General features: G+C 74.0%; 13 protein-coding genes. 4 read left to right on the top strand and 9 right to left on the bottom strand.

Annotated elements, in window-relative coordinates:
* Positions 1-4: 4 nt before the first annotated feature.
* From A37W_RS0117835 to A37W_RS22385, 3 genes are all read left to right on the top strand, one after another.
* Positions 5-4,735 (top strand): MupA/Atu3671 family FMN-dependent luciferase-like monooxygenase, encoded by a 4,731-nt coding sequence (locus tag A37W_RS0117835; RefSeq protein ID WP_018304413.1) that lies wholly within the window; start codon positions 5-7, stop codon positions 4,733-4,735.
* Positions 4,732-5,370 (top strand): 4'-phosphopantetheinyl transferase family protein, encoded by a 639-nt coding sequence (locus tag A37W_RS0117830; protein ID WP_018304412.1) that lies wholly within the window; start codon positions 4,732-4,734, stop codon positions 5,368-5,370. The genes A37W_RS0117835 and A37W_RS0117830 overlap by 4 nt, the downstream gene beginning before the upstream one ends.
* Positions 5,371-5,580: 210 nt before the next feature.
* Entirely contained in the window at positions 5,581-6,900 is a 1,320-nt protein-coding gene (locus A37W_RS22385; protein ID WP_018304411.1) for a GumC domain-containing protein, read from the top strand.
* A 4-nt stretch (positions 6,901-6,904) separates the two neighbouring features.
* On the opposite strand, the gene A37W_RS22380 is transcribed toward A37W_RS22385, so the two are convergent.
* The 6 genes from A37W_RS22380 to A37W_RS0117795 form a co-directional block, all read right to left on the bottom strand.
* A complete protein-coding gene (locus A37W_RS22380) occupies positions 6,905-7,822 on the bottom strand; it encodes a CpsD/CapB family tyrosine-protein kinase (RefSeq protein WP_156169111.1) in 918 nt (305 codons plus the stop codon).
* A gap of 85 nt (positions 7,823-7,907) precedes the next feature.
* On the bottom strand, positions 7,908-9,992 hold the full coding sequence (locus A37W_RS0117815; RefSeq protein ID WP_018304409.1) for an NAD-dependent epimerase/dehydratase family protein: 2,085 nt from the start codon (positions 9,990-9,992) through the stop codon (positions 7,908-7,910).
* 2 nt (positions 9,993-9,994) lie between these two features.
* Positions 9,995-11,038, bottom strand: a complete 1,044-nt coding sequence (locus A37W_RS0117810) for a glycosyltransferase family 2 protein (RefSeq protein WP_018304408.1) — start codon at positions 11,036-11,038, stop codon at positions 9,995-9,997.
* Positions 11,035-12,288 (bottom strand): glycosyltransferase family 4 protein, encoded by a 1,254-nt coding sequence (locus A37W_RS0117805; protein WP_018304407.1) that lies wholly within the window; start codon positions 12,286-12,288, stop codon positions 11,035-11,037. Before A37W_RS0117805 ends, A37W_RS0117810 begins: the two co-directional genes overlap by 4 nt.
* Entirely contained in the window at positions 12,288-13,220 is a 933-nt protein-coding gene (locus A37W_RS24060) for an NAD-dependent epimerase/dehydratase family protein (RefSeq protein ID WP_018304406.1), read from the bottom strand. Before A37W_RS24060 ends, A37W_RS0117805 begins: the two co-directional genes overlap by 1 nt.
* Positions 13,208-14,344, bottom strand: a complete 1,137-nt coding sequence (locus A37W_RS0117795; RefSeq protein WP_026198584.1) for a Gfo/Idh/MocA family protein — start codon at positions 14,342-14,344, stop codon at positions 13,208-13,210. Before A37W_RS0117795 ends, A37W_RS24060 begins: the two co-directional genes overlap by 13 nt.
* A 148-nt stretch (positions 14,345-14,492) precedes the next feature.
* On the opposite strand from A37W_RS0117795, the gene A37W_RS0117790 reads away from it, so the two are divergent.
* A complete protein-coding gene (locus A37W_RS0117790) occupies positions 14,493-15,245 on the top strand; it encodes a WecB/TagA/CpsF family glycosyltransferase (protein ID WP_018304404.1) in 753 nt (250 codons plus the stop codon).
* A gap of 73 nt (positions 15,246-15,318) precedes the next feature.
* Here the strand turns inward: A37W_RS0117790 and A37W_RS0117785 are convergent, their stop codons facing one another.
* Genes A37W_RS0117785 through A37W_RS0117775 form a run of 3 tightly spaced genes read right to left on the bottom strand, consistent with a single transcriptional unit; the run spans position 15,319 to position 19,720 of the window.
* A complete protein-coding gene (locus tag A37W_RS0117785) occupies positions 15,319-16,071 on the bottom strand; it encodes an SDR family NAD(P)-dependent oxidoreductase (protein ID WP_018304403.1) in 753 nt (250 codons plus the stop codon).
* Positions 16,068-17,618, bottom strand: a complete 1,551-nt coding sequence (locus A37W_RS0117780; RefSeq protein ID WP_018304402.1) for a GMC oxidoreductase — start codon at positions 17,616-17,618, stop codon at positions 16,068-16,070. The genes A37W_RS0117785 and A37W_RS0117780 overlap by 4 nt, the downstream gene beginning before the upstream one ends.
* Positions 17,615-19,720: an acyltransferase family protein gene (locus A37W_RS0117775; RefSeq protein WP_018304401.1), complete on the bottom strand. Its 2,106-nt coding sequence runs from the start codon at positions 19,718-19,720 to the stop codon at positions 17,615-17,617. Before A37W_RS0117775 ends, A37W_RS0117780 begins: the two co-directional genes overlap by 4 nt.
* Positions 19,721-19,821: the final 101 nt, after the last annotated feature.

Genomic DNA, 19,821 nt, shown 5'->3' with positions numbered 1-19,821 from the left:
CGCCATGTCCTTTTCCGCCCTGCTGATCGGCAGCGACACCCTCACCGTCGAGTGCGGCAAGATGCTGCTGGCGGAAGGCCACGCGATCACGGCCGTCGTCACCCGCTCGCCCGACGTCCGCGCCTGGGCGGAGCGGCGGGAGTTGCGGGTGGAGGCGGTCGGGGAGGGCCTCGCGGGCCGGCTCGGCGGGGCCGAGGCGGACTGGATTCTCAGCATCGCGAACCTCGACCTCGTGCCGGACGACGTGCTGGCGCTGCCGGGCCGCGGGGCGGTGAACTTCCACGATGGCCCGCTGCCGCGGCACGCCGGGCTGAACGCGCCGGTTTGGGCGCTGCTCGAGGGCGAGACGCGGCACGGCATCGCCTGGCAGATGATCGAGGGCGGCATCGACGAGGGCGACATCCTCGTGTCGCGCGAGATCGCGGTGGCGCCGGACGAGACAGCGCTGACGCTCAACATGAAGTGTTTCGCCGCGGCGCTGGAGAGCTTTCCGCAGGTGATGGAGGCGCTGGCGTCGGGCGACCTGCCACGCACCGCGCAGGACCTGTCGCAGCGGACGCTGCACCGGGGCGCCGACGTCGTCCCGGGTGCCGCCGCGCCGGACTTCGCCGCCGGGACCGACGCCGTGCTGCGCCTCGTCCGCGCGCTCGACCACGGCGACTACCTCAACCCGGTCGCGCTGCCGCGGGTGATCTGGGGCGGCCGGACGCTGCTGGTCCGGCGCGGCGCCGCGGCCGAGGGCGCGGGCGCACCGGGCGAGGTGCTGGCGCGCGGGGACGGCGCGCTGACGGTCGCGACCGCGGATGGTGCCGTGCGGCTTGAGGGGCTGACCGGCCCGCTGGGCGAGGCGGTGACGCTGCCGCCCGTGGGCTCGGTGCTGGAGGCGGTGCCAAAGGACGCCGAGGCGGAGCTGGCGGCGGCGATGAAGGGCCGCAGGCAATGGACCGAACGGTTCGCCGACTGGCGCCCGGCGCGCTGGGGCGCGGGCACCGGCCCCGGCGGCGCGGCGTGGAGCCAGGCGGTGGCCCTGCCGCCCGGACGCGACGCCGAGACGGTGCTGGCGGCCTTTCCTGCGGTCGTCTCCGCGATGTGCGGCGGTGCGGCGGTCGATCTCGCCCTGTCGCACGGGGTCGCCGTGCCGGGGGCGACGCTCGGCTGGGTGCCGCTTCGCTTCGATCCGGCCGGGGGCTGGGCCGCGGCCCGGCGCGCGCTCACGGCCGAGGTGGCGCGGCTCAGCGTGACGCCGGCCGTTCCGGTGGACCTGCCCGCTCGCCTGCCGGACCTGCCGCGGCGCGAGATGACGATGGCGGCCCTGTCGCTGGACGAACCGGTCGCAGGCGCGGCCCTCACGCTGACGATCACGAACGACGGCCTGCGCCTGCACGCCGACACGCGCCTCATCGCGCCGGCCGAGGCGTCGCTGGTGGCCGACAGGGTCGCGCACCTGCTGGCGCAGGCACCCGACATCGCCGCCGACTGCCCGGTGAACCGCCTGCCGGTCCTGCCGCCGGCGGAACGGGCGCTGGTCCTGCACGGCTGGAACGCGACCGAGGCGGAGTTCGACGCCGAGACGCCGATCCACCGCCAGATCGCCGCGCAGGCGGCGAAGACGCCTGACGCGCCGGCGCTGTCGTTCGAGGGCCGGACGCTGACCTATGCCGAGGTCGAGGGCGCGGCTAATCGTGCGGCGCAGGTGCTGCGCGGGATGGGCGTGACGGCCGGGACGCTGGTCGGCCTGCACGTGCCGCGCTCGGCCGAGATGGTCGTCGCCGCGCTCGCGATCTGGAAGGCGGGGGGCGCCTACGTGCCGCTGGACCCCGCCTACCCGGCGGAGCGGATCGCGCTGTACCTGGAGGACAGCGGCGCGCCGGTCGTGGTGACGACGCGGGCGGGCGCGGCGGCCCTGCCGGGCGACGCCGCCCGGCTGGGGATCGACGCCGACCCGCGGCTGGCGGAGGCGCCGGCCGAGGCGCCGGAGGACGGCACCAGCGGCGACGACCTCGCCTACCTGATCTACACCTCGGGCTCGACCGGCCGGCCGAAGGGCGTGATGGTCGAGCACCGCAACGTCTCGAACTTCTTCGCCGGCATGGACGGACGGATCGCGCCGGACGGCGACGTCTGGCTGGCGGTGACGTCGCTGTCCTTCGACATTTCGGTGCTGGAGCTGTTCTGGACCCTGTCCCGCGGCTTCCACGTCGTCGTCGCGGGCGAGGACAGCCGTGCGCTGAAGGGCGCGGCACCCGCTGCCAATGCGATCGACTTCAGCCTGTTCTATTGGGGCAACGACGACGGCGTCGGCCGCGACAAGTACGGCCTGCTGCTGGAGGGGGCGAAGTTCGCCGACGCCAACGGCTTCTGCGCCGTCTGGACGCCCGAGCGGCATTTCCACGCATTCGGCGGTCCCTACCCGAACCCCTCGGTCACCGGCGCCGCGGTCGCCGCCGTGACGCACAACATCGCCGTTCGGGCCGGCAGCTGCGTCGCGCCGCTGCACCACACCGCGCGCATCGCCGAGGAGTGGGCGGTGATCGACAACCTCACGAACGGCCGCGCCGGCCTCGCCATCGCGAGCGGCTGGCAGCCGGACGATTTCGTGCTGCGGCCCGAGAACGCGCCGCCGAAGAACAAGACCGCAATGTTCGACGCGATCCGCGACCTGCGCCGCCTGTGGGCGGGCGAGGCGGTGGAATTCCCCAGGGCCGACGGCACCCCGCACGCGGTGGTGACCCAGCCGCGTCCGGTGTCGGAGCGGCTGCCGCTGTGGGTGACGACCGCCGGCAACCCGGAGACCTGGCGCGAGGCCGGGGCGAACGGGTGCAACGTTCTGACCCACCTCCTCGGCCAGTCGATCGCAGAGGTGGCGGAGAAGATCGGGATCTACCACGCCGCGCTGCGCGAGTCGGGACACGATCCGGCGGACCATACGGTCACGCTGATGCTGCACACCTACCTGGCGGCGGACCGCGAGACGGCGCGCGAGGTCGCGCGGGAGCCGATGAAGGACTACCTCCGCTCGGCCGCGGCGCTCATCAAGCAGTACGCCTGGGCCTTCCCCGCCTTCAAGAAGCCGCAGGGCGTCGACAATCCGATGCAGATCGACCTGGGCGACCTGTCGGCGGAGGAGATGGACGCGATCCTCGACTTCGCGTTCGCGCGGTATTTTGACGAAAGCGGGCTCTTCGGGACCGTGGAGGATGCGGTTCAGCGGGTCGAGGAGCTGAAGGCCATCGGCGTGGACGAGGTGGCCTGCCTCATCGACTACGGGATCGATCGGCAGGCGGTGCTGGACGGGCTGCGGCCGCTGGCCGAGGTGCTGGCGCGGGTGAACGCGGGCGCGGAGGAGGCGGCGGATCACTCCGTCGCGGCGCTGATCGCGCGGCACGGAGTGACGCACCTGCAATGCACGCCCGCGATGGCGCGGATGTACCTCGCCGACGACGCCACCCGAGGCGCGCTGGCGGACGTGCGGCACCTGATGATCGGGGGCGAGGCGCTGCCGGGCGCGCTGGTGGCTGAACTGGCCGAGGCGACGGGCGCGGACGTCGAGAACATGTACGGGCCCACCGAGACGACGATTTGGTCGACGACGCAGCCCGGCCGCGCGGACCAGGCGGTGAATGACGTCGGCACGCCGATCGCCAACACGCAGGTCTACGTCCTGGACGACGGAATGCAGCCCTGCCCGGTGGGCGTGGCCGGGGAGTTGTGGATTGGCGGCGCCGGGGTGGCGCGCGGCTACTGGCGGCGCGACGACCTCACGGACGAGCGTTTCCGGGCCGATCCGTTCAGGCAGGGCGGGCGGATCTATCGGACCGGCGACCTGGCGCGGTGGCGGGCGGACGGTGCGCTCGACTTCCTGGGCAGGGCGGATGGGCAGGTGAAAGTCCGCGGCTACCGGATCGAGCCGGGAGAGATCGAGGCGGCGCTCGAGGCGCAGGAGGGCGTGACCCAGGCCGTCGTGGTGAAGGACGACGGCGAGCGGCTGGTGGGCTACATCGCGGGCCAGGCGGACGAGGCGGTGCTGAAGGCGCGGCTGGCGGCGACCCTGCCGCCGCACATGGTGCCGGCGCGGATCGTGACGCTGGACGCGTTCCCGCTGACGCCGAACCGCAAGGTGGATCGCAACGCCCTGCCGCGGCCAGAGGCTATGGCGGCGCAGCCGGTGCCCGAGCGCGCGGCGACGCCGGCGCCCGCTCCCGCCGCTCGGCCCGCCGCGCCTGCGGCCCCGATGCCTGCCACGACGGGTGCCCCGATCGCGGGCGGGCCGGCCGCCGAGGACCTCGTGGCGGCGGTCTGGACCCGCGTGCTGAACGTCGCGCCCGGCTCTGCCAGGGCGAACTTCTTCGAGATCGGGGGGCACTCGCTCCTCGCGGTTCAGGCGCATCGTGAGCTGCGGGCCGAGACGGGCCTGACGGCCCTGTCCATCACCGACCTGTTCCGCTTCCCGACGCTCGGCGCGCTCGCCGCACGGATCGAGTCGCTGGGCTACAGGGCTGGGCCGACGGCCCCCGCGGCGGAGACGGCGCCCGCCCCCGCCCCCGCCGCTGCTCCGGTCCCCGCCGCCCCGCCGCCCCCGGCGCCAGCGACGCCCACGGCGAACGACGATGCCGACCCGGTGGCCGACAGCGTCCGCCGCGCCCTCGCCGCCACCGTCGCGCCCGCTCCGGCCGAGCGGAACGAGGCGATGGCCCGGCGGCGCGAACTGCGGCTGCTGCGGACGCCGAAGGAGTGATCGACACGGTGGTCGCGGCGCTGCGGTCCCTGCTGGGGCCGGGCGTCGCAGTGGCCGGTGCGGCCCTCTCGGAGGGACATGCGCCGCTACCGGAGGAAGCCGCGGCGGTGGCGCGGGCGATCCCCGCACGGCGGGCGGAGTTCGCCGCCGGCCGGGCAGCGGCGCGCCGGGCCATGGCGGCGCTGGGCGTGCCGCCGCAGGCGATCCGAATGGGGTCCAACCGCGCGCCCGAATGGCCCCCCGGCCTGACCGGCAGCATCGCGCACCAGGACGGTCTGGCCCTCGCCGCCGTCACGCGCGCGGCAGACGTGCGTGGCATCGGTATCGACCTCGCCGTCGCCAGCCCGCTGGACCCGGACCTCGCTCCGTCGATCCTCGCGGCGGGCGAGCGGGCCGACGGGCTCGAGGCGACGGCCGTCTTCGCCGCGAAGGAGGCGCTCTACAAGGCGCTGGCGCCCGAGGCGGGCGAGGTCTTCGGCTTCGATGCGGCGCGGGTCGAGGCGGACATGGCGGCCGGCCGGTTCGAGGCGGCGCTTGCCCGGCCCGTGGGGCCCTGGCCGGCCGGCGCGACATTCCACGGTGGCCTGACGGTTCGAGCCGGCTTCACCGTCGCCGCGATCAGCGTCGCCCGCTGAATTGCGGCGGTATCGTGGCGCTGCTTGCCGATCCGGCGACGCACCGTTTCCCGATCCGGCAGCATCCGCCGTGGCCAGTGGGCCCGGGTTTCTCTAGATTGTGAACTGGGTGTGGCGGCTTCGGCCCCGTGACGTGATGCGTGTTCATTCTAGACACGGCACACAGGGCCTCACATGACGGACCGGGGGGTCCGGCTGACGGAGTTGGTCATGGGATCGTTCACCTCGCTGAAGGACGTGATCCGTGCGGTGTTGCGCCGCTGGTATCTCGTCGTGCTGATCTGCGCCGTCGGCGTCCCGCTGTCGGTGTGGTACGCGATGAACACGCCCCGCCTGTACGAGGCGACGGCCGTGATCCAGATCGAGGCGCCGCAGGTCGTCGAGACGACGACGGCGGGGGCGCCTCAGGCCGGCGGCCTCACCGCCGACAGCCAGCTCGACCTGATCGAGCAGCGGGTGATGTCCCGCGACAGCGTTCTGTCGATCATCGACCGGTTCGACCTGTATCCCGACGTGACGAGCGAGGTGGAGAAGGTCGCCCTCCTCCGGCAGTCGGTCACGATCGCCAAGCTGGTCGACCCCGCGGCCCAGTGGCGTCCGGACGTTCAGCCCTCCGGCCTGTCGATCTCGGCCCGGATGGCGGACCCGACCGAGGCGGCGGCCGTCGCGAACGAGTTCCTCGACCGGATCCTGGCCGAGGCACAGCGCCGCAGCGAGGGGCGCGCGGCGCTGACGCTGGAATTCTACCTGTCCGAAGAAGAGCGTGTCATCGCCGAGATCGAAACCGTCGAGGAGGCGCTGACACGCTACAAGGAGCAGAACGCCGCCTCGCTGCCGTCGGCCATGGACGCCACGCGGAGCCGCCTAGCCACGCTGTCCGAGCAGCGGGTCGAGCTCGAACGCGACCTGATCGCGCTGGAAGGCGCGGACCGGCTCCGCGCCGAGGAGGCGGAGCGGCAGCGCACGCTCCTGAGCCAGCAGCGCGATCTCATCGACCGCGAGATCGCCGAATCAGAGGCGGCCATCGCTCAGGCGCCCGAGGTCGAGCGACAGATCAGCGCGTTCGAGCGCGAGCTGGCTCAGCTGCGGGACGAGTTCACCATCATCACCCAGCGGCGGACCGAGGCGGCGATGAACCAGCTGATCGAGAGCCAGGACCGGTCCGAGCGGTTCGAAGTGCTGGAGACGGCGGTCGTTCCGGAATTCCCGGTCTCCACCAGCCGCACGAAGCTCGCCGCTGCGGGGGCGGTGGCGTTCGGCGGGCTTGCCGTCCTTCTCGCGCTCGCGCTGGAAATGGTGGGGGGGCGGATCCGCAACGCCGCCCAGCTGGAAAAGCAGCTCGGCGCCAAGCCGGTGATCGTGATCCCGAACCTCCGCTCGCCCCGGCAGCGGGTCCTGCGACGGGCGGCCTACGCGCTGGGCGGGCTGGTGATGGCGGTCGCGGCGATTCTCACTGCGGGGCTCTGGCGCCTCGTCAGCGCGAATGAGACCAGGCGCGACCGCGGCACGGCCGGCGTACCGGCGGAGTAGCCGGTCAGGCGATGTCGCCGTCGATCTGCGCCTTGTTGAGGACGATGCCGACGACCGGCTTGTCCTCGCCGATCCGGCGGATCGCCTCGCGGACCTCGGCGGCGCGGGTGGTGCCGCCGCCCACCACCAGAAGGACGCAGTCGTACCGGTCGCGGAAGGCGGTCACGTCGTCCTGCGCCAGCGCGGGCGGCAGGTCGAACAGCACCACGTCCGGCGACAGCTCTGCCTCCATCCGGTCCAGGATGTCGGCCGTCTGCGGGGACTGCAGCAGCTCGGCCGCGTAGTCCTCGCGCCGGCCGTTCAAACCGATGGCGAGATGCCGGCCGATGTTCAGGCGGTTCTTGCCGATTGTGCGCAGCCACTCTTCCGAGGCGATCTGGCCACGCAGGTAGTCGCCGGTGCCCCTGGCGTCGGTGACGCCGAGATAGCCGGCGAGGCCGGGCGCGCGCAGGTCGAGGTCGCACAGGACGGTGCGCGTCGTCTGATAGCGCGACAGGGTGATCGCGAGGTTGATCGCGGTGAAGCTCTTGCCGCAGCCGGGCGTGGGCGAGGTGATCGCGACGCGGGTCCAGCCGTTGTCGCCGAGCGCCTGGACGAGGCGCGTGCGCAGCACGTCGAACGCGGCGTGCGCGGGGTCGGTGCGGGCCGCCGTGATGACGAGGTTCCGCTCCAGCACGCGGGGGTCGACGCTCATCGGCTGAAGGTCGGACCAGAGGTCGATCACGCGCGGCAGCGGCGCGTCGATCCGTTCGGTCAGGGCGGTGCGCAGTTCGCGTTCGGCCGCGAGGTCGGGCGGGGGCCGGCGGGCCGTCTGGCGCGCCTGCGCGGCGGCCTCGACTTGGGCGATCTCCTCCAGCAGCCGAGCCCGTTCCTCGGCACTCAGCCGGGGCCGTCTTTGCCGCTCTGTGCGTCGGTCGCTCATCTTCGCCTGCCCTGCCATCGCCCTCGTTCAACATGACGATCCGGGCGGAAATGCGCCATTGTCGCGGTGTTCCGGACAGAATCTCTCACAGCCCGTACAGGCGCCGGCCGTCGATGGCCCGGTCGAGGAAGCGGCCTGGATCCGTCTCGGGGTGCCAGTCCAGCGCGGCCTCGGTGGCGGAGGCGTCGAAGCGGGAGAGGTGCCCGCGGCTCTGCCAGTCGGCACGGGAGGCGCGGGGCGCGTCCCGCTGGCCGAGGGCGTGGCGCTTCAGCGCCCATTTCGTCTCGCCGCCCAGCCACATCGCGGTCAGGTTGCCCGAGGCGACGCGGGTGCGGGCGCCCGTGCGGGCGTGGATGCCGTCGAAATAGTCCCGCGCCGACAGGATCGGCGGCCCGACGAGGTTGAACCGTCGCCCCTCGACGCCGGGCGTGTGGCCGAGACGGATCAGTCCGTCCACCACGTCGTCGATCAGCACGAAGGGCAGCGGCCGGCGACCGTCGCCCCACAGGCGCACCGCGCCGGGGCCGTGCCAGCGGCCGATGCCCCAGTGCTGCAGCGGTCCGTCGCCGCCGACGACGATGCCGGGCCGGGCGATGACGACCGGCAGTCCGGTGTCATGGTGCATCTGGAGCAGCCTTCGCTCCGCTTCCGCCTTGGAGCGGGCGTACATGTTGCGCCGCTCCATCTCGCCGAAGTCGGTGTCCTCGCGGATCGTCGCCGCGGGGTCCGACATGTCGAACGAGGCGATGGTGCCGGTGAAGACGAGGCGCGAGACGTCCACCGCGTCCGCCGCCTCGGCGATGCGGATCGCGGTGCCGACGTCGTTCGCGAGAGCCGCCTCCCACGTGTCCTCCAGCGCGCGGGCGAGGTTGTAGATCGTGTGGATGCCGTCCATCGCGGCGCCGAGGGCCTCGGGGTCGGTCAGATCGACCGAGACCGTCTCGACATGGTTCGCGATGTCGCCGAACGGGCCGCTGCGGCCGCGGCTGGCGACGCGCACGTCCTCGCCCCGGGCCACGAGTGCGCGGGTCAAGGCGCGGCCGATGTAGCCGGTTCCGCCGATGACGAGGGCGGTGGGCGACGGCGTGCCGGTCGCGATCGCCGGCGCCTCCTGCGGCGGTATCAGGGCGATGGCGGCGTCCAGCGCCTCCATCACCCGCACCGCCTGGTCGGGGGTGAAGCGCGGGTCTGTCCGCCCCTCGGCGATGCCGGAATAGAAGGCGCGGGCGAGGCCGCGGAAGCTCTGCGCGTAGGGACCGCGCCGGTCGAGCGAGGCCGTCTGAATTGCGGCGTTGCGGACGCCCTCGCGCAGGTAGGCCCATGACTGGCCCAACGCCCCCAGCAGCGGATTGACGATGAGGTCGGCGCTGTTGTCGCGGGCGACCGTCAGCGTGTCGGCGGCGTAGTCCAACTCGGCGCTGGCGGTGGAGCCGCGGAGCGTGACGGTCCGGCGGTCCACCGTCTCGACGGTGGAGATCGCGACGGTCACGTCCACGTCTCCGGCGCGGGCGAGCAGGCGCCAGCTCTGGTGCCGCGTGCCGCCGCCGGGCAGCGAGACCGGCTGGCCGAGGTCGAGGGCGCGGATGTCCAGCGGGCCGAACAGGTCGACGGCGAAGCTGACGGGATGGGCGCCCAGCTCCAGCAGCAGGTTCTTCGGCTCCCGCAGGGGCCAGATGCCGTAGGGGCCGGAGCGCAGCGGCGCGAACGGCAGCGCCCAGTCGATCCGCACGTCCGAGACGCGCCCCAGCGCGCCGTCCGCGACCAGCGCCTTCAGCCGCTCGTACCGCGGCAGGCCGAGGAAGTTGTGGCTGGCCGCGAATTCGAGGCCGGCGGCGGTGGCCGCGTCCGCGATCTCGCGCGTGCCGGCGGCGTCGAGGGCGACGGGCTTCTCGACGAGGACGTGCAGGCCGCCCCTCAGGCAGTCGAGGGCGATGGCCTGATGGCTCGCGGGCGGGGTCAGAACGTGCGCGGCGTCGGCGACGCCGGCCGCGATTATCTCGTGGTGAGAGGCGAAGGCGCGGGCGCCGTGCCGGGCGGCGAGCGCCTGCGCGGCGGCGAGGTTCGGGTCGCAGACGGCGGTGATGCGCACGCTTGGCGTGGCGGCGATGGCGGCGGCGTGCCAGTCGGCGATGTAGCCGGCGCCGATCAGGGCGGTGCGTGTCTCGGTCATGCTCACTTGTATTCGATGATTCGCATCGCGCCGCCCCGGGCCCGGCGCAGTTGGTAGGTCAGCAGTCCGATCAGGTTCGGCAGCTTGGAAAACGACAGCCACGCCGCCTGATGCAGCGATTCGGCGACGCCGAGGCCGGTCCGGGCGAGGTTGCGGGCGGTGCGCAGGGTCAGCAGAAGCCACGCGCCCAGAACGACGAACTCCAGCCCGCCGAGGCCGACGATGCCGCCGAAGAAGGCCAGCGGCAGGAGGCCGCCGTGGAACCACGACCGCAGCCGCTCGCGCCGCAGGTGCGGCGGATGCATGTCGCCCATCTGCGCGAAGCCGTGGCCGCTGCGCACCGCGCGGCGCCAGAAGGCGACGGGCGAGGTCATCGCCATGTCGTGCCGGGTCATCGGCACCGGGATACGCTCCAGCCGCCAGCCGGCCTTGCCGAGGCGCAGGCAGAACTCGTCGTCCTCGGCGGCGATCACTGTGGGGTCGAAGCCGCCGACCTGCTCGAACGCGGTCGTGCGGACCATCATGTCGCCGCCGCATGTGCGGATCGGGCCGGCGGGGCGGTGCCACTCCGCCTCGGCCATGCGATTGAAGACGCTGGCCTCGGGGTGCATCTCGGACCGCCAGCCGGTGACGAGGCCGAGACCCGGATCGGCGGCGAGCGCGGCGGCGGCGGCGTCGATCCAGCCCGGTTCGACCGCGCAGTCGCCGTCGACGAACTGGATGAAGTCCGGCAGCCCGTCCGCGCGCAGGGCGTCCGCCCCCGCGTTGCGGGCGCGGGCGGCGGTGAACGGAACGGCGGTGTCGAGCTCGACCGCCTGTGCGCCCCTCGCGCGGGCGGCGGCGACGCTGTCGTCGGTCGAACCGGAATCGACGTAGACCAGCCGGGGCGCCTGCGGCGCGAGGCTGTCGAGGCAGGCCACCAGGCGCGCCCCCTCGTTGCGGCCGATCACCACGGCGGCGACGGTCGGGGTGGCCCCGGCAGGGGCGTCGGGGCCGGTGGCGCGGCCCGTGGTCGAGTCAAGGAACGACGCGAGGACGTCCGTCAAGATGGGTCTCCGGGGCGGATGGCGGGGCGCGGAGCGCCGGTGGCGTAGGACATGAAGAGGACGCCGAGGCGGGCCGCCTCCTCGTCCGCGTCGAACTCGTCGGCGACCAGCGCGCGGCCGGCGACGCCGAGGCGGCGGCGGAGATCGGGGTCGCCGGCGAGGCGCAGGATCGCGTCGCTCAGTGCGGAGACGTCGCCGGGCGGGACGGTGAGGCCGGTCTCGCCCTCGACGATCAGCTCCCCCACGCCGCCGACGCGGGTGGCGATGGCAGGCAGGCCGGCGGCGAGCGCCTCCATCAGCACCACGGGCACGCCCTCGGCGAAGGAGGGAAGTACCATCATGTCGTGCGCGGCAAGCTCCGCCGCGACGTCGTCCTGACCGCGGTAGCCGAGGAACCGGACCGCGCCGCCGAGGTCCAGCGCCTGCGCCTCGACCTCCAGCGCGCGGCGGTCGGGGCCGTCGCCGACCAGCGTCAGCGTCAGCTCCGGACGGGTGCGGCGCGCGGCGGCGAGGGCCTGCAGCAGGACGGGCACGCCCTTCACCACCGAGAGGCGGCCGACGAAGACGAGGCGCGTCCCCGGTCCGGCCCCGCCAATCGTGTAGCGGGCGGGATCGACGCCGCAATGGACGACGTGCAGCCTGTCCCAGTGGCCCGGGTCCGACCACAGCATCGCCTGGCTGCGGGCGAAGCGCGAGATGCAGGCGACGAAGGTCGCGCGGGCGATCTTGGCGTCGAGGCGCCACTGCTCGGGCGCGAAGAACTCGTCGGGGCCGTGGAGGGTGAAGCTGTAGGGCACGTCCGACAGCGCGGAGGCCAGCATCGCGACGGTGCCGGAGGACTTGGCGATATGGTTGTGCAGGTGCGCGGCGCCGATGCCCTGAAGGTGGCGGGCGAGGACCAGCGCCTCGGCGAAGTAGATGAGGCCGAAGAGCCGGCCCTTCACCCCCCTGGGTGCGGTCCGCCAGGCAAGGGCGAGGGTGGACAGGAACCGGCCCGGCCGCCGCAGCGCGTGCAGCTTGGCGCGGACCAGCACCGTGAGGTTGCGGGTCGCGGCGAGGACGTGGAACGTCTCGGCCTGGAAGGCGGCCTGCTCGGGGCCGACGATGTGCTCGGGCCCGGTCCGGCGGATCGAGGCGGGACGGACGTCGAAGCCGTGGGCGCGCAGGCCCGCGATCTCGCGCTGGATGAAGGTGTCCGAGGCGCGGGGAAACTCGCCGGTGAGGTACAGGATGGGGCCCGACAGGCTCACTACTCCACCGCCTCCATCAGCGTGGCGAACGGCGTGTCGGGGCGCCAGCGCAGGCGGTCGCGGGCGCGGTCGTTGGGGTAGCGCAGCGGCATCATCCGGGCACGCAGTGTCGGCCGCCGCAGCAGGCCGGGCATGCGTGGCAGGGGCAGCGCCGCGGCGGCGTCGAGGAGGCGCCACGGCAGAGGCAGGGTCAGGCGCGGGCCTCCATGACCGGCGAGCGCGGCCAGGTAGGCGGCGGCGGACGGGCGGTCGTCGTCGGTGAGGTTCAGCACCTCGGCGCCCTCGGGCCGGGTCTGGGCGGCGGCGATCAGCGCGGCGGCGGCGTGGTCCCGGTGCAGCAGCGGCAGTTCGCCCTCGGTGCCGCCGAGGCGCAGGAGCAGCGGGCCGAGCCGGGTGCCGAGATGTGCGTTCCACAGTCGCCCCGGTCCCCAGACCGCGCCCATTCGCAGCAGCCACAGTCCCATCTTCCCGCGCCCGTCCCGCGCCGTCTCTTCCTGCGCGAGCTTGGCGCGGGTGTAGGCGTCGCGTCCCTGCGGACGGTCCTCGATGGGGGTCTCCTCGGTCACGGCCGAGCCCGGCGCCAGCCCGCCGGCCCCGTAGATCGCGAGAGAGCCGGCGAGGACGACCCGGCCGACGCCGGCCTGCCGGGCGGCGCGCATCAGCTGCCGCGTGCCGTCGACGGTGGACCGCAGCAGCTCTGCCTCGGCCCCGGCCAGCGGGGAGGCGCAGTGGATCACGACCTCGGCGCCGGTGCAGGCGCGGGCGAGGGCGGCGCGGTCGAACAGGTCGCCGCGGATCGCCAGCGCGCCGGGCGGCACGTCGCCCTTGCGGACCAGCGCGCGCATCCGGTGGCCGCGCTGGCGGCCCTCGGCGATGACCGCGCGGCCGAGATAGCCGCTGCCGCCGGTGACGAGGATGGTCAGGCCGCCCACGGCATCGGCTCCATTCTGGCGCAACTGGTCGTCATCTCGTGGATGCCGGTCGTCTGGCAGGCGAGTGTCACCTCGGTCAGATGCAGGGCGTAGTCCCCGGCGAGGCGGCTGGACCGGCCCCCCGCGATCGCCTCCAGCATCTCGACCGGGCCGAGGGCGAAGTTCATCGAGGCGGCGCCCCAGCGGCCGACCTTGGGATGGGTCGCGCCGCGCAGGCGGTGGCGGCGGGGGACCGGGCTTTCCAGCAGGCGCCGGCGGATCCGCAGGCGGCGGCGGACCCGGACCGGGGCGGCGTTGTCCCAGGCGCGGGGCACCTCGACCACGCCGGTGTCGCCGATCACGCGCAGGCGGTGGTCGTGCGGCGCGACGATGGAGCAGGTGAGCCGCGTCATCGGCCCGTCCGCGAAGGTCAGCGTGGCGACGCTGGCGTCGGGCGTGTCGTAGCGGCGGCCGCGCTTGTCCGGCGCGGTCGCCTCGGCCGCGGTGACGACGCGCGTGACGGGGCCGAAATGGGCGATCAGCCAGGACAGCCAGTAGCCGGCATGCTCCAGCGTGCAGCCGGTGCGGAACTCGTCGTCCCACGGCCAGGGAGCGCCGCTGTCGCTGCGCCAGTGCTCCACCGGGGCCTGCGGGATGAAGCCGTCGTCGAGCTCGGCGTAGATGAGGCGCGGTGTGCCGGCGGCGCCGGAGCGCAGGGCGTGGAACAGGGTCTGCGCCGCCTCGGACAGGACCGAGGACGGCGCGGAGGCGAGCTGCAGCCCGGCGGCCTTCGCCTCGGCGGCGAGCGCCGTCGCGTCCCCGAGATCCGTCACCATCGGCTTCTCGGAAAAGACGTGGCGGCCGGCGGCGAGGGCCGCGCGGGTGACGGCCGCGTGGTCGGAGGGGTTGGTGAGGTTGAGGACGAGGCCATGGGCGGGCAGCGCGGCGAGCGTCGCGTCGAGGCCCTCCAAAGCCGGCACCCCCCAGTGGCCGCAGAACGCAGCAAGGCGCTGCGGGTCGCGGTCCCAAGCGCCGACCACGCGGACACCGGAATAGAGGCGCAGCGCGCGCATGTAGAGATCGGCCACGAAGCCGCAACCCACGAGCGCCACCTGCCCCGTTTCCGGACTGGCTCCTGCCGACATCTGCCCTGTCCTTGCCTTGCTGCGCCCGTTCACCATGGGAGCGTGGCAACAGTTTGTCCCCACTAGGGCCCTAGCGCCAGCTACCCCCTTGCGGCAAGGCAGGGGCGGGGGCTTCCATCGGACGAGGCATGTCCGGGGGGATGGCCAGGTGGATTTCTCGGTGGGCGACGGCAACGTCGTCGTGAACGTCAGGGACCGGGCGTCGCTCATGGCGGCGGTGGCCCGCCGTCTGCGTGCGCGGCAGGGATTCGCGATCGCGACCCTGAACCTCGACCACCTCGTGAAGCTGCGGCGCGATGCCGCCTTCCGCCAGGCCTATGCGGCGCAGGATTTCGTTACCGCCGACGGCAATCCCGTTGTGTGGCTGTCGCGGATGGCCGGGCGGCCCGTCGGCCTCGTCACCGGGGCGGATCTCGTGGTGCCGCTGGTGCGCGAGGCGGCCGCGGCCGGGGCGCCGGTGGCGCTGATCGGAACGACGCCCGACGCGCTGGCGCGGGCGGGCGAGGCGCTGGTGCGCCAGGCGCCGGGGCTGGAGATCGCGGTCCGGATTTCACCGCCGATGGGGTTCGAGCCGGACGGCCCCGCGGCCGAGCGGGTGCTGGCGGAGGCGCGGGAGTCGGGGGCGCGGCTGGCGCTCCTTGCGCTGGGCGCGCCGCGGCAGGAGAGGCTGGCAGCCCTCGGTCGGCATCTGGCGCCCGAGATGGGCTTCGCCTCGATCGGAGCGGGGCTCGACTTCCTCGCCGGGGCGCAGCGGCGGGCGCCGGCGTGGGTGCGGGCGCTGGCGATGGAGTGGCTGTGGCGGATGTCGACGAATCCGGCGCGGCTGGCCGGCCGCTACGCCGCCTCGGCGCTGGCGCTGCCGGGGCTTGCGGCGCGGGCGTTGTGGCGGCGGGTGTCGTAGGGGCGGCAAGACCCGCGCCTAGAGTCCGATGCGCCGGCGCCCGACGGTCGGTCCGGGCGGGATGCGCCTCTTCCTACAGGCGGCGCGCCTCCACCCGGCGCAGGGTCACGCGGTCGGCGAGCCGGCGCTTCAGCGAGCGGGGCGGGGGCAGCTCTCGGTCCATCTCCCACACCGTGCCGTTCAACGAGCGGTCGTGCCAGAGTGCCAGCGCCGCGCCCCAGCGGGCGGCGATAGCGGGGTCGAGGCCGTCCGCGATGCCCATCGAGGTGGCGAGCATGCCCGGCATCCAGTCGCTGACCACGATCCCGGGAAAGCGGTCGCCGAGGTCGGCGACGAGGGCACGCGTGAAGATGCGCGCGGCGCCCTTCGACACCGCGTAGGCGGCGCTGGCAGGCAGCGGCGCGACGTCGGCGAAGGTCGCGACGTTGAGAATGCGGCCCACACCGGCGTCCGTCATGTCCGCCAGCGCCTCGCGGGTGCAGGCGACGGTGCCGCCGAGGTTGGTGGCGACGGTCGCCATGAAGCTGTCGGCGCTCTCGTCGAGGATGTCGCGCCGCGGATAGGCCGCGGCGTTGTTGACGAGGATGCGGACGGGGCCGTGGGCGCGCGCTTGTGCGAACGCGGCGGCGACGGCGGCGGGGTCGGCGACGTCGGCGATCAGGGGCAGGATGCCTTCGGACTCTCCGGCGAGGGCGTCCAGCGCGGCAGGATCGCGGCCGAGCGCACCGACGCGGACGCCGCGGCGGGCCAGCTCCAGCGCCAGCGCCCGGCCGAGGCCGCGGCCGGCGCCGGTGACGATGGCGATCCCGTCGGTCAGGTCCGTCATGTGATCCCCCTGGCGACGCGCAGGGCGAGCACGGCGATGGTGAGGCTGGGGTTCACCCCCATGGAGGTCGGGAACAGCGAGGCGTCCGCGACGGCGAGGTTGCGCAGGCCGTGGACCCGGCCGGCGCCGTCCGTCACGCCCTCTTCGGCGCGGTGGGCCATGCGCAGCGTCCCGCAGGGATGGCCGAGGTTCGGCTCGGGCCGGTGCGAGAGGAAGGCGATGCGCTCGCCCTTCAGGCGCTGGCGGATCAGGCGGCGGAACAGGGTCCGGCGCGCCTTGAGCTCATCCGTCACGCGGTACTCGATGGCAATCCGGTCGGGGCGGGCAGGGTCGGACCGGACGCGGTTGCCGGGGTCGGGCAGATCCTCCAGCAGACCGACGAAGACCTTGGCGGTGCCCATCGCCCGGGCGGCTGCGGCGGCGGGCAGGCGCGCGAGTTCCCCGGCGGCGGGAAGGCGGCGCAGCGGCGAGCGGGCGAGGCGCTGGCGCAGGACGTGCAGGATCTCTCCGTAGCCGACGTCGATGCCCATCGCCTGCACCATGCCCAGGCGCTGTCCTTCGGCGAAGTAGAGGTCGCGGAAGCCGATCGCCTTGGACGGGCCGTCGAAGGCGGCGGCGCGGCCGGGCCACAGGGCGAAGGTCTCGTTCAGGTGGAACATCAGGCCGCGCCCGACATGGCCGTGCCGGTTGCCGAGGCCGTCCGGCCAGCCCTCCTGCGCCGAGGCCAGCATCAGGCGGGGCGAGTTCAACGCCCCGGCGGCGAGGACGATCTGCGGCGCGGCAAGCGTGCGGGAGGCTCCCCCATGCCGCAGCTCCACGCCCGTCACCCGGTCGCCGTCCGCGATCAGGCGCGTCACCTCGGCGCCGGTCACGATTGCCGCGCGGCCGGTGGCGAGCGCCGGCTCCACCCCGGCGGAGCGGCCGTCCATCTTGCAGTCGCGCGGGCACTTGCGGCCAAGGCACTCGGTACAGCCGGACAGGTAGCGCAGCGCGGCGTGCAGCCGGTAGGGGTGCAGGCCGGCGGCGGTCAGGCGGTCGGCGAGCGCCCGCTCGCCGGGGGCGAGGGGCGGCGGCGCGGGCAGGTCCGGCGCGTGCTCCGACAGCGGATCGGCCGTGCCGTGGACGTGGTAGAGGGCGCGGGCCCGGGCGAGGTCGGGCGCGAGGTCGGCCCAGGAGATCGGCCAGCCGCCGGTCGGATGCGGCCGGCCGGGGCGGTCCTCGACGTCGTGCGGCTCGGGCGCTTCCAGCGTCGCGGCGTAGAAGACCGAGCTGCCGCCGATGCCGGCGCCGAGCGGGGCGAAGGCGTCCGCCGTCTCGCCGTCCAGCGTGACCGACAGGGGATCGGGCCAGAGGCCGCGGACCGCGCGGGCGACCGGATCGATCGCCGCGGCGTCGATCCGCGTCTCCTCGCGGCGGTGGCCCGCGCGCCCGGCCTCGAGGAACAGCACGCGCCGCCCCGCCTCGGCCAGCGCGCGGCCGGCTGTGCCGCCGCCGATGCCGGTGCCGATGACGATGACGTCCCAGTCGGCGTCCAGCGCCTCGGTCACTCCGACGCCCCGGTGCCGTTGCCGGCGCCGCCGTCGAGGAACGGGCGGAACAGGTCGCGCAGGCGCAGGGCGCCGGCGTTGGTGAGGTGGTTGTTGTCGAAATAGAGGCCCTCGCCCGCCTGCAGGGCGCCGCAGCGCTCGGGGCAGAGGTCGGGCCACGGATCGATGAGCGTCACCGCGCCCGACGTGACGAGCGGCATGATCGCCGCCTCGGCCCGGGCGACACGGCTCGCCAGCCGCTCGGGATTGGCGAAGGTGAGGGCGGAGGCCTCGGCCGCGCTCATCCGGCCGTGGGCGAGGCGGCGGGCGACGTCGCGGCTGTCGTAGTCCGCGATCTCGGGCACCTGCCGGAACAGCCAGACGTCCCAGCCCATCTCGCGCAGCGTCGCGACCGTGTCGCCGAGCGCGACGCCGAACAGCGCGGCCTGGTCGGGGCTCTCACCCGGCGGGATGCCTCGGGCGCCGAGATCGATGGTGTTGTGCGCGTCTCGGCCCACGCCCGCGCCTTCGGCGTAGTACGACCACCGCCCGACGAGGAGGAGCCGGCCGGGGGCGAGGGTGCCCAGCCCGTCCAGCATCCGGGCGTTGGCCGTGGCGCAGGCGGCGTCCTCGGCCGGGGTGGCCGCGCTCTCGGTCTTGGTGAGGCCGAACAGCGGCGGGCAGCCGGCGTGCCAGATCAGCAGGCCCGGCGTCTCCTCCTCGACCGCGGCGAGGGCGAGGCCGTCCATCAGCGCGCGCAGGTGGCTGTCGCCCCAGACGACGACCTCCGGCGGCCCCTGCGGGCCGAGGGCGCAGGTCTCGATCCCGGCGAGGGGCCCCTCGTCCGAGACCGTGCAGCGGGACCAGTCCTGCAGGAAGTCCTGGCTGGCGAGGATGTGGGGCCGGACGTCCGGGCCGAATCGCACCGGCAGGCCGTCGGTGACGTAGGCGAGTCCGCCGAGGCCAAGCGCCGCGCCGCCCGCGAGGACGGCGCCGGACAGGAGCGCGGGCGTGCCGAGTGCCCGGGCGCGTCGCACGGGGCGCTCGACGAAGGCCCAGGACAGGATCGCGAGGAGGATCGCGAGGGCGAGCCACGCGGCGGCCTCGGCCGGGCCGGAATAGCCGTCGCGCCAGTAGCGGGACAGGATCAGGACCGGCCAGTGCCAGAGGTACAGCGAGTAGGAGATCAGCCCGACGAAGACCGGCACGGGGTGGGCGAGCGCCCGCAGCACGGGGTGCGGGCCGGTGGCCGCGAGGACCAGCGCGGTGCCGATCGTCGGCAGCAGCGCCTGCCAGCCGGGGAAGCCGTCGGCGCGGATCAGCAGGACGCCGGCGAGGATCAGGGCGAGTCCGGCCCAGGGGAGGGCGGGGTGCAGGCGCGGGGCGCCGCGGGTGTGGATGTGGATGGCGAGAAGGACGCCGGTCAGCAGCTCCCACGCGCGGAACGGGAAGAGGAAGAACGTGGCGACCGGCTCCGACGGGGTGAGGGCGATGCAGGCGAGGAGGGATGCGGTCCAGAGGAGGGCGAGGGTCGCGAGGACGGGGCCACGGACATCGCGCGATGTCCGTGCACGATTTCCGCGCGGAAATCGAGTGCCGAGCCACCAGAGCGCGAGCAGGGTGACGGGCAGGACCAGGTAGAACTGCTCCTCCACCGACAGCGACCAGGTGTGCAGAAGGACCTTCGACTCCGAGCCGGTGTCGAAGTAGCCGGCGCTTCGCCAGAACAGGACGTTGGACAGCCACAGCGTTGCGGCGATCAGCTCCTTGCCGAACTCCCGGAACTCGAACGGCAGGAGGACGAGGGCGGCGACGACGGCGCTCGCCAGCGCCATGGCGAAGAACGCGGGGGCGAGGCGGCGGATGCGGCGCAGGTAGAAGCGGCCGATCCGCAGGCGCCCGGTCTCGGCCAGCTCCTTCCACAGGAGGCCGCCGATGAGGAAGCCCGAGATGACGAAGAAGACGTCGACGCCGACGAAGCCGCCGGTCAGGCCGGGGACGCCGAAATGGTAGAGCACGACCGACAGCACCGCGATCGCCCGGAGACCGTCGATCTCGGGTCGGTAGGGCAGGTGCGGCGCGGGGGCCGCACTCGGGTCTGGGTCGCTCGGTATCTGCCTCACCCCGTCTGTCCTTGCGGGATTGCCGCGGAGCATGCCCCTTGTCGCGGCAGAATGCGACGGAAATTTGCCGGGTCGGGAATCGGGTCGGGATGCGGAGGTCG

Origin of the sequence: Wenxinia marina DSM 24838 (genome assembly GCF_000379485.1) — a bacterium.
GTDB classification, from domain to species: domain Bacteria; phylum Pseudomonadota; class Alphaproteobacteria; order Rhodobacterales; family Rhodobacteraceae; genus Wenxinia; species Wenxinia marina.
Note: the sequence above shows the minus strand (reverse complement) of the source record. Positions and strands in the feature narration are given on the sequence as shown.

What these genes read in the sequence shown, in the direction of transcription:
- A37W_RS0117835 (WP_018304413.1), top strand. Translation starts at nt 5, where the DNA reads ATGTCCTTTTCCGCCCTGCTGATCGGCAGCGACACCCTCACCGTCGAG.
- A37W_RS22385 (WP_018304411.1), top strand. Translation starts at nt 5,581, where the DNA reads ATGGGATCGTTCACCTCGCTGAAGGACGTGATCCGTGCGGTGTTGCGC.
- A37W_RS22380 (WP_156169111.1), bottom strand. Translation starts at nt 7,822, where the DNA reads ATGAGCGACCGACGCACAGAGCGGCAAAGACGGCCCCGGCTGAGTGCC.
- A37W_RS0117815 (WP_018304409.1), bottom strand. Translation starts at nt 9,992, where the DNA reads ATGACCGAGACACGCACCGCCCTGATCGGCGCCGGCTACATCGCCGAC.
- A37W_RS0117795 (WP_026198584.1), bottom strand. Translation starts at nt 14,344, where the DNA reads ATGTCGGCAGGAGCCAGTCCGGAAACGGGGCAGGTGGCGCTCGTGGGT.
- A37W_RS0117785 (WP_018304403.1), bottom strand. Translation starts at nt 16,071, where the DNA reads ATGACGGACCTGACCGACGGGATCGCCATCGTCACCGGCGCCGGCCGC.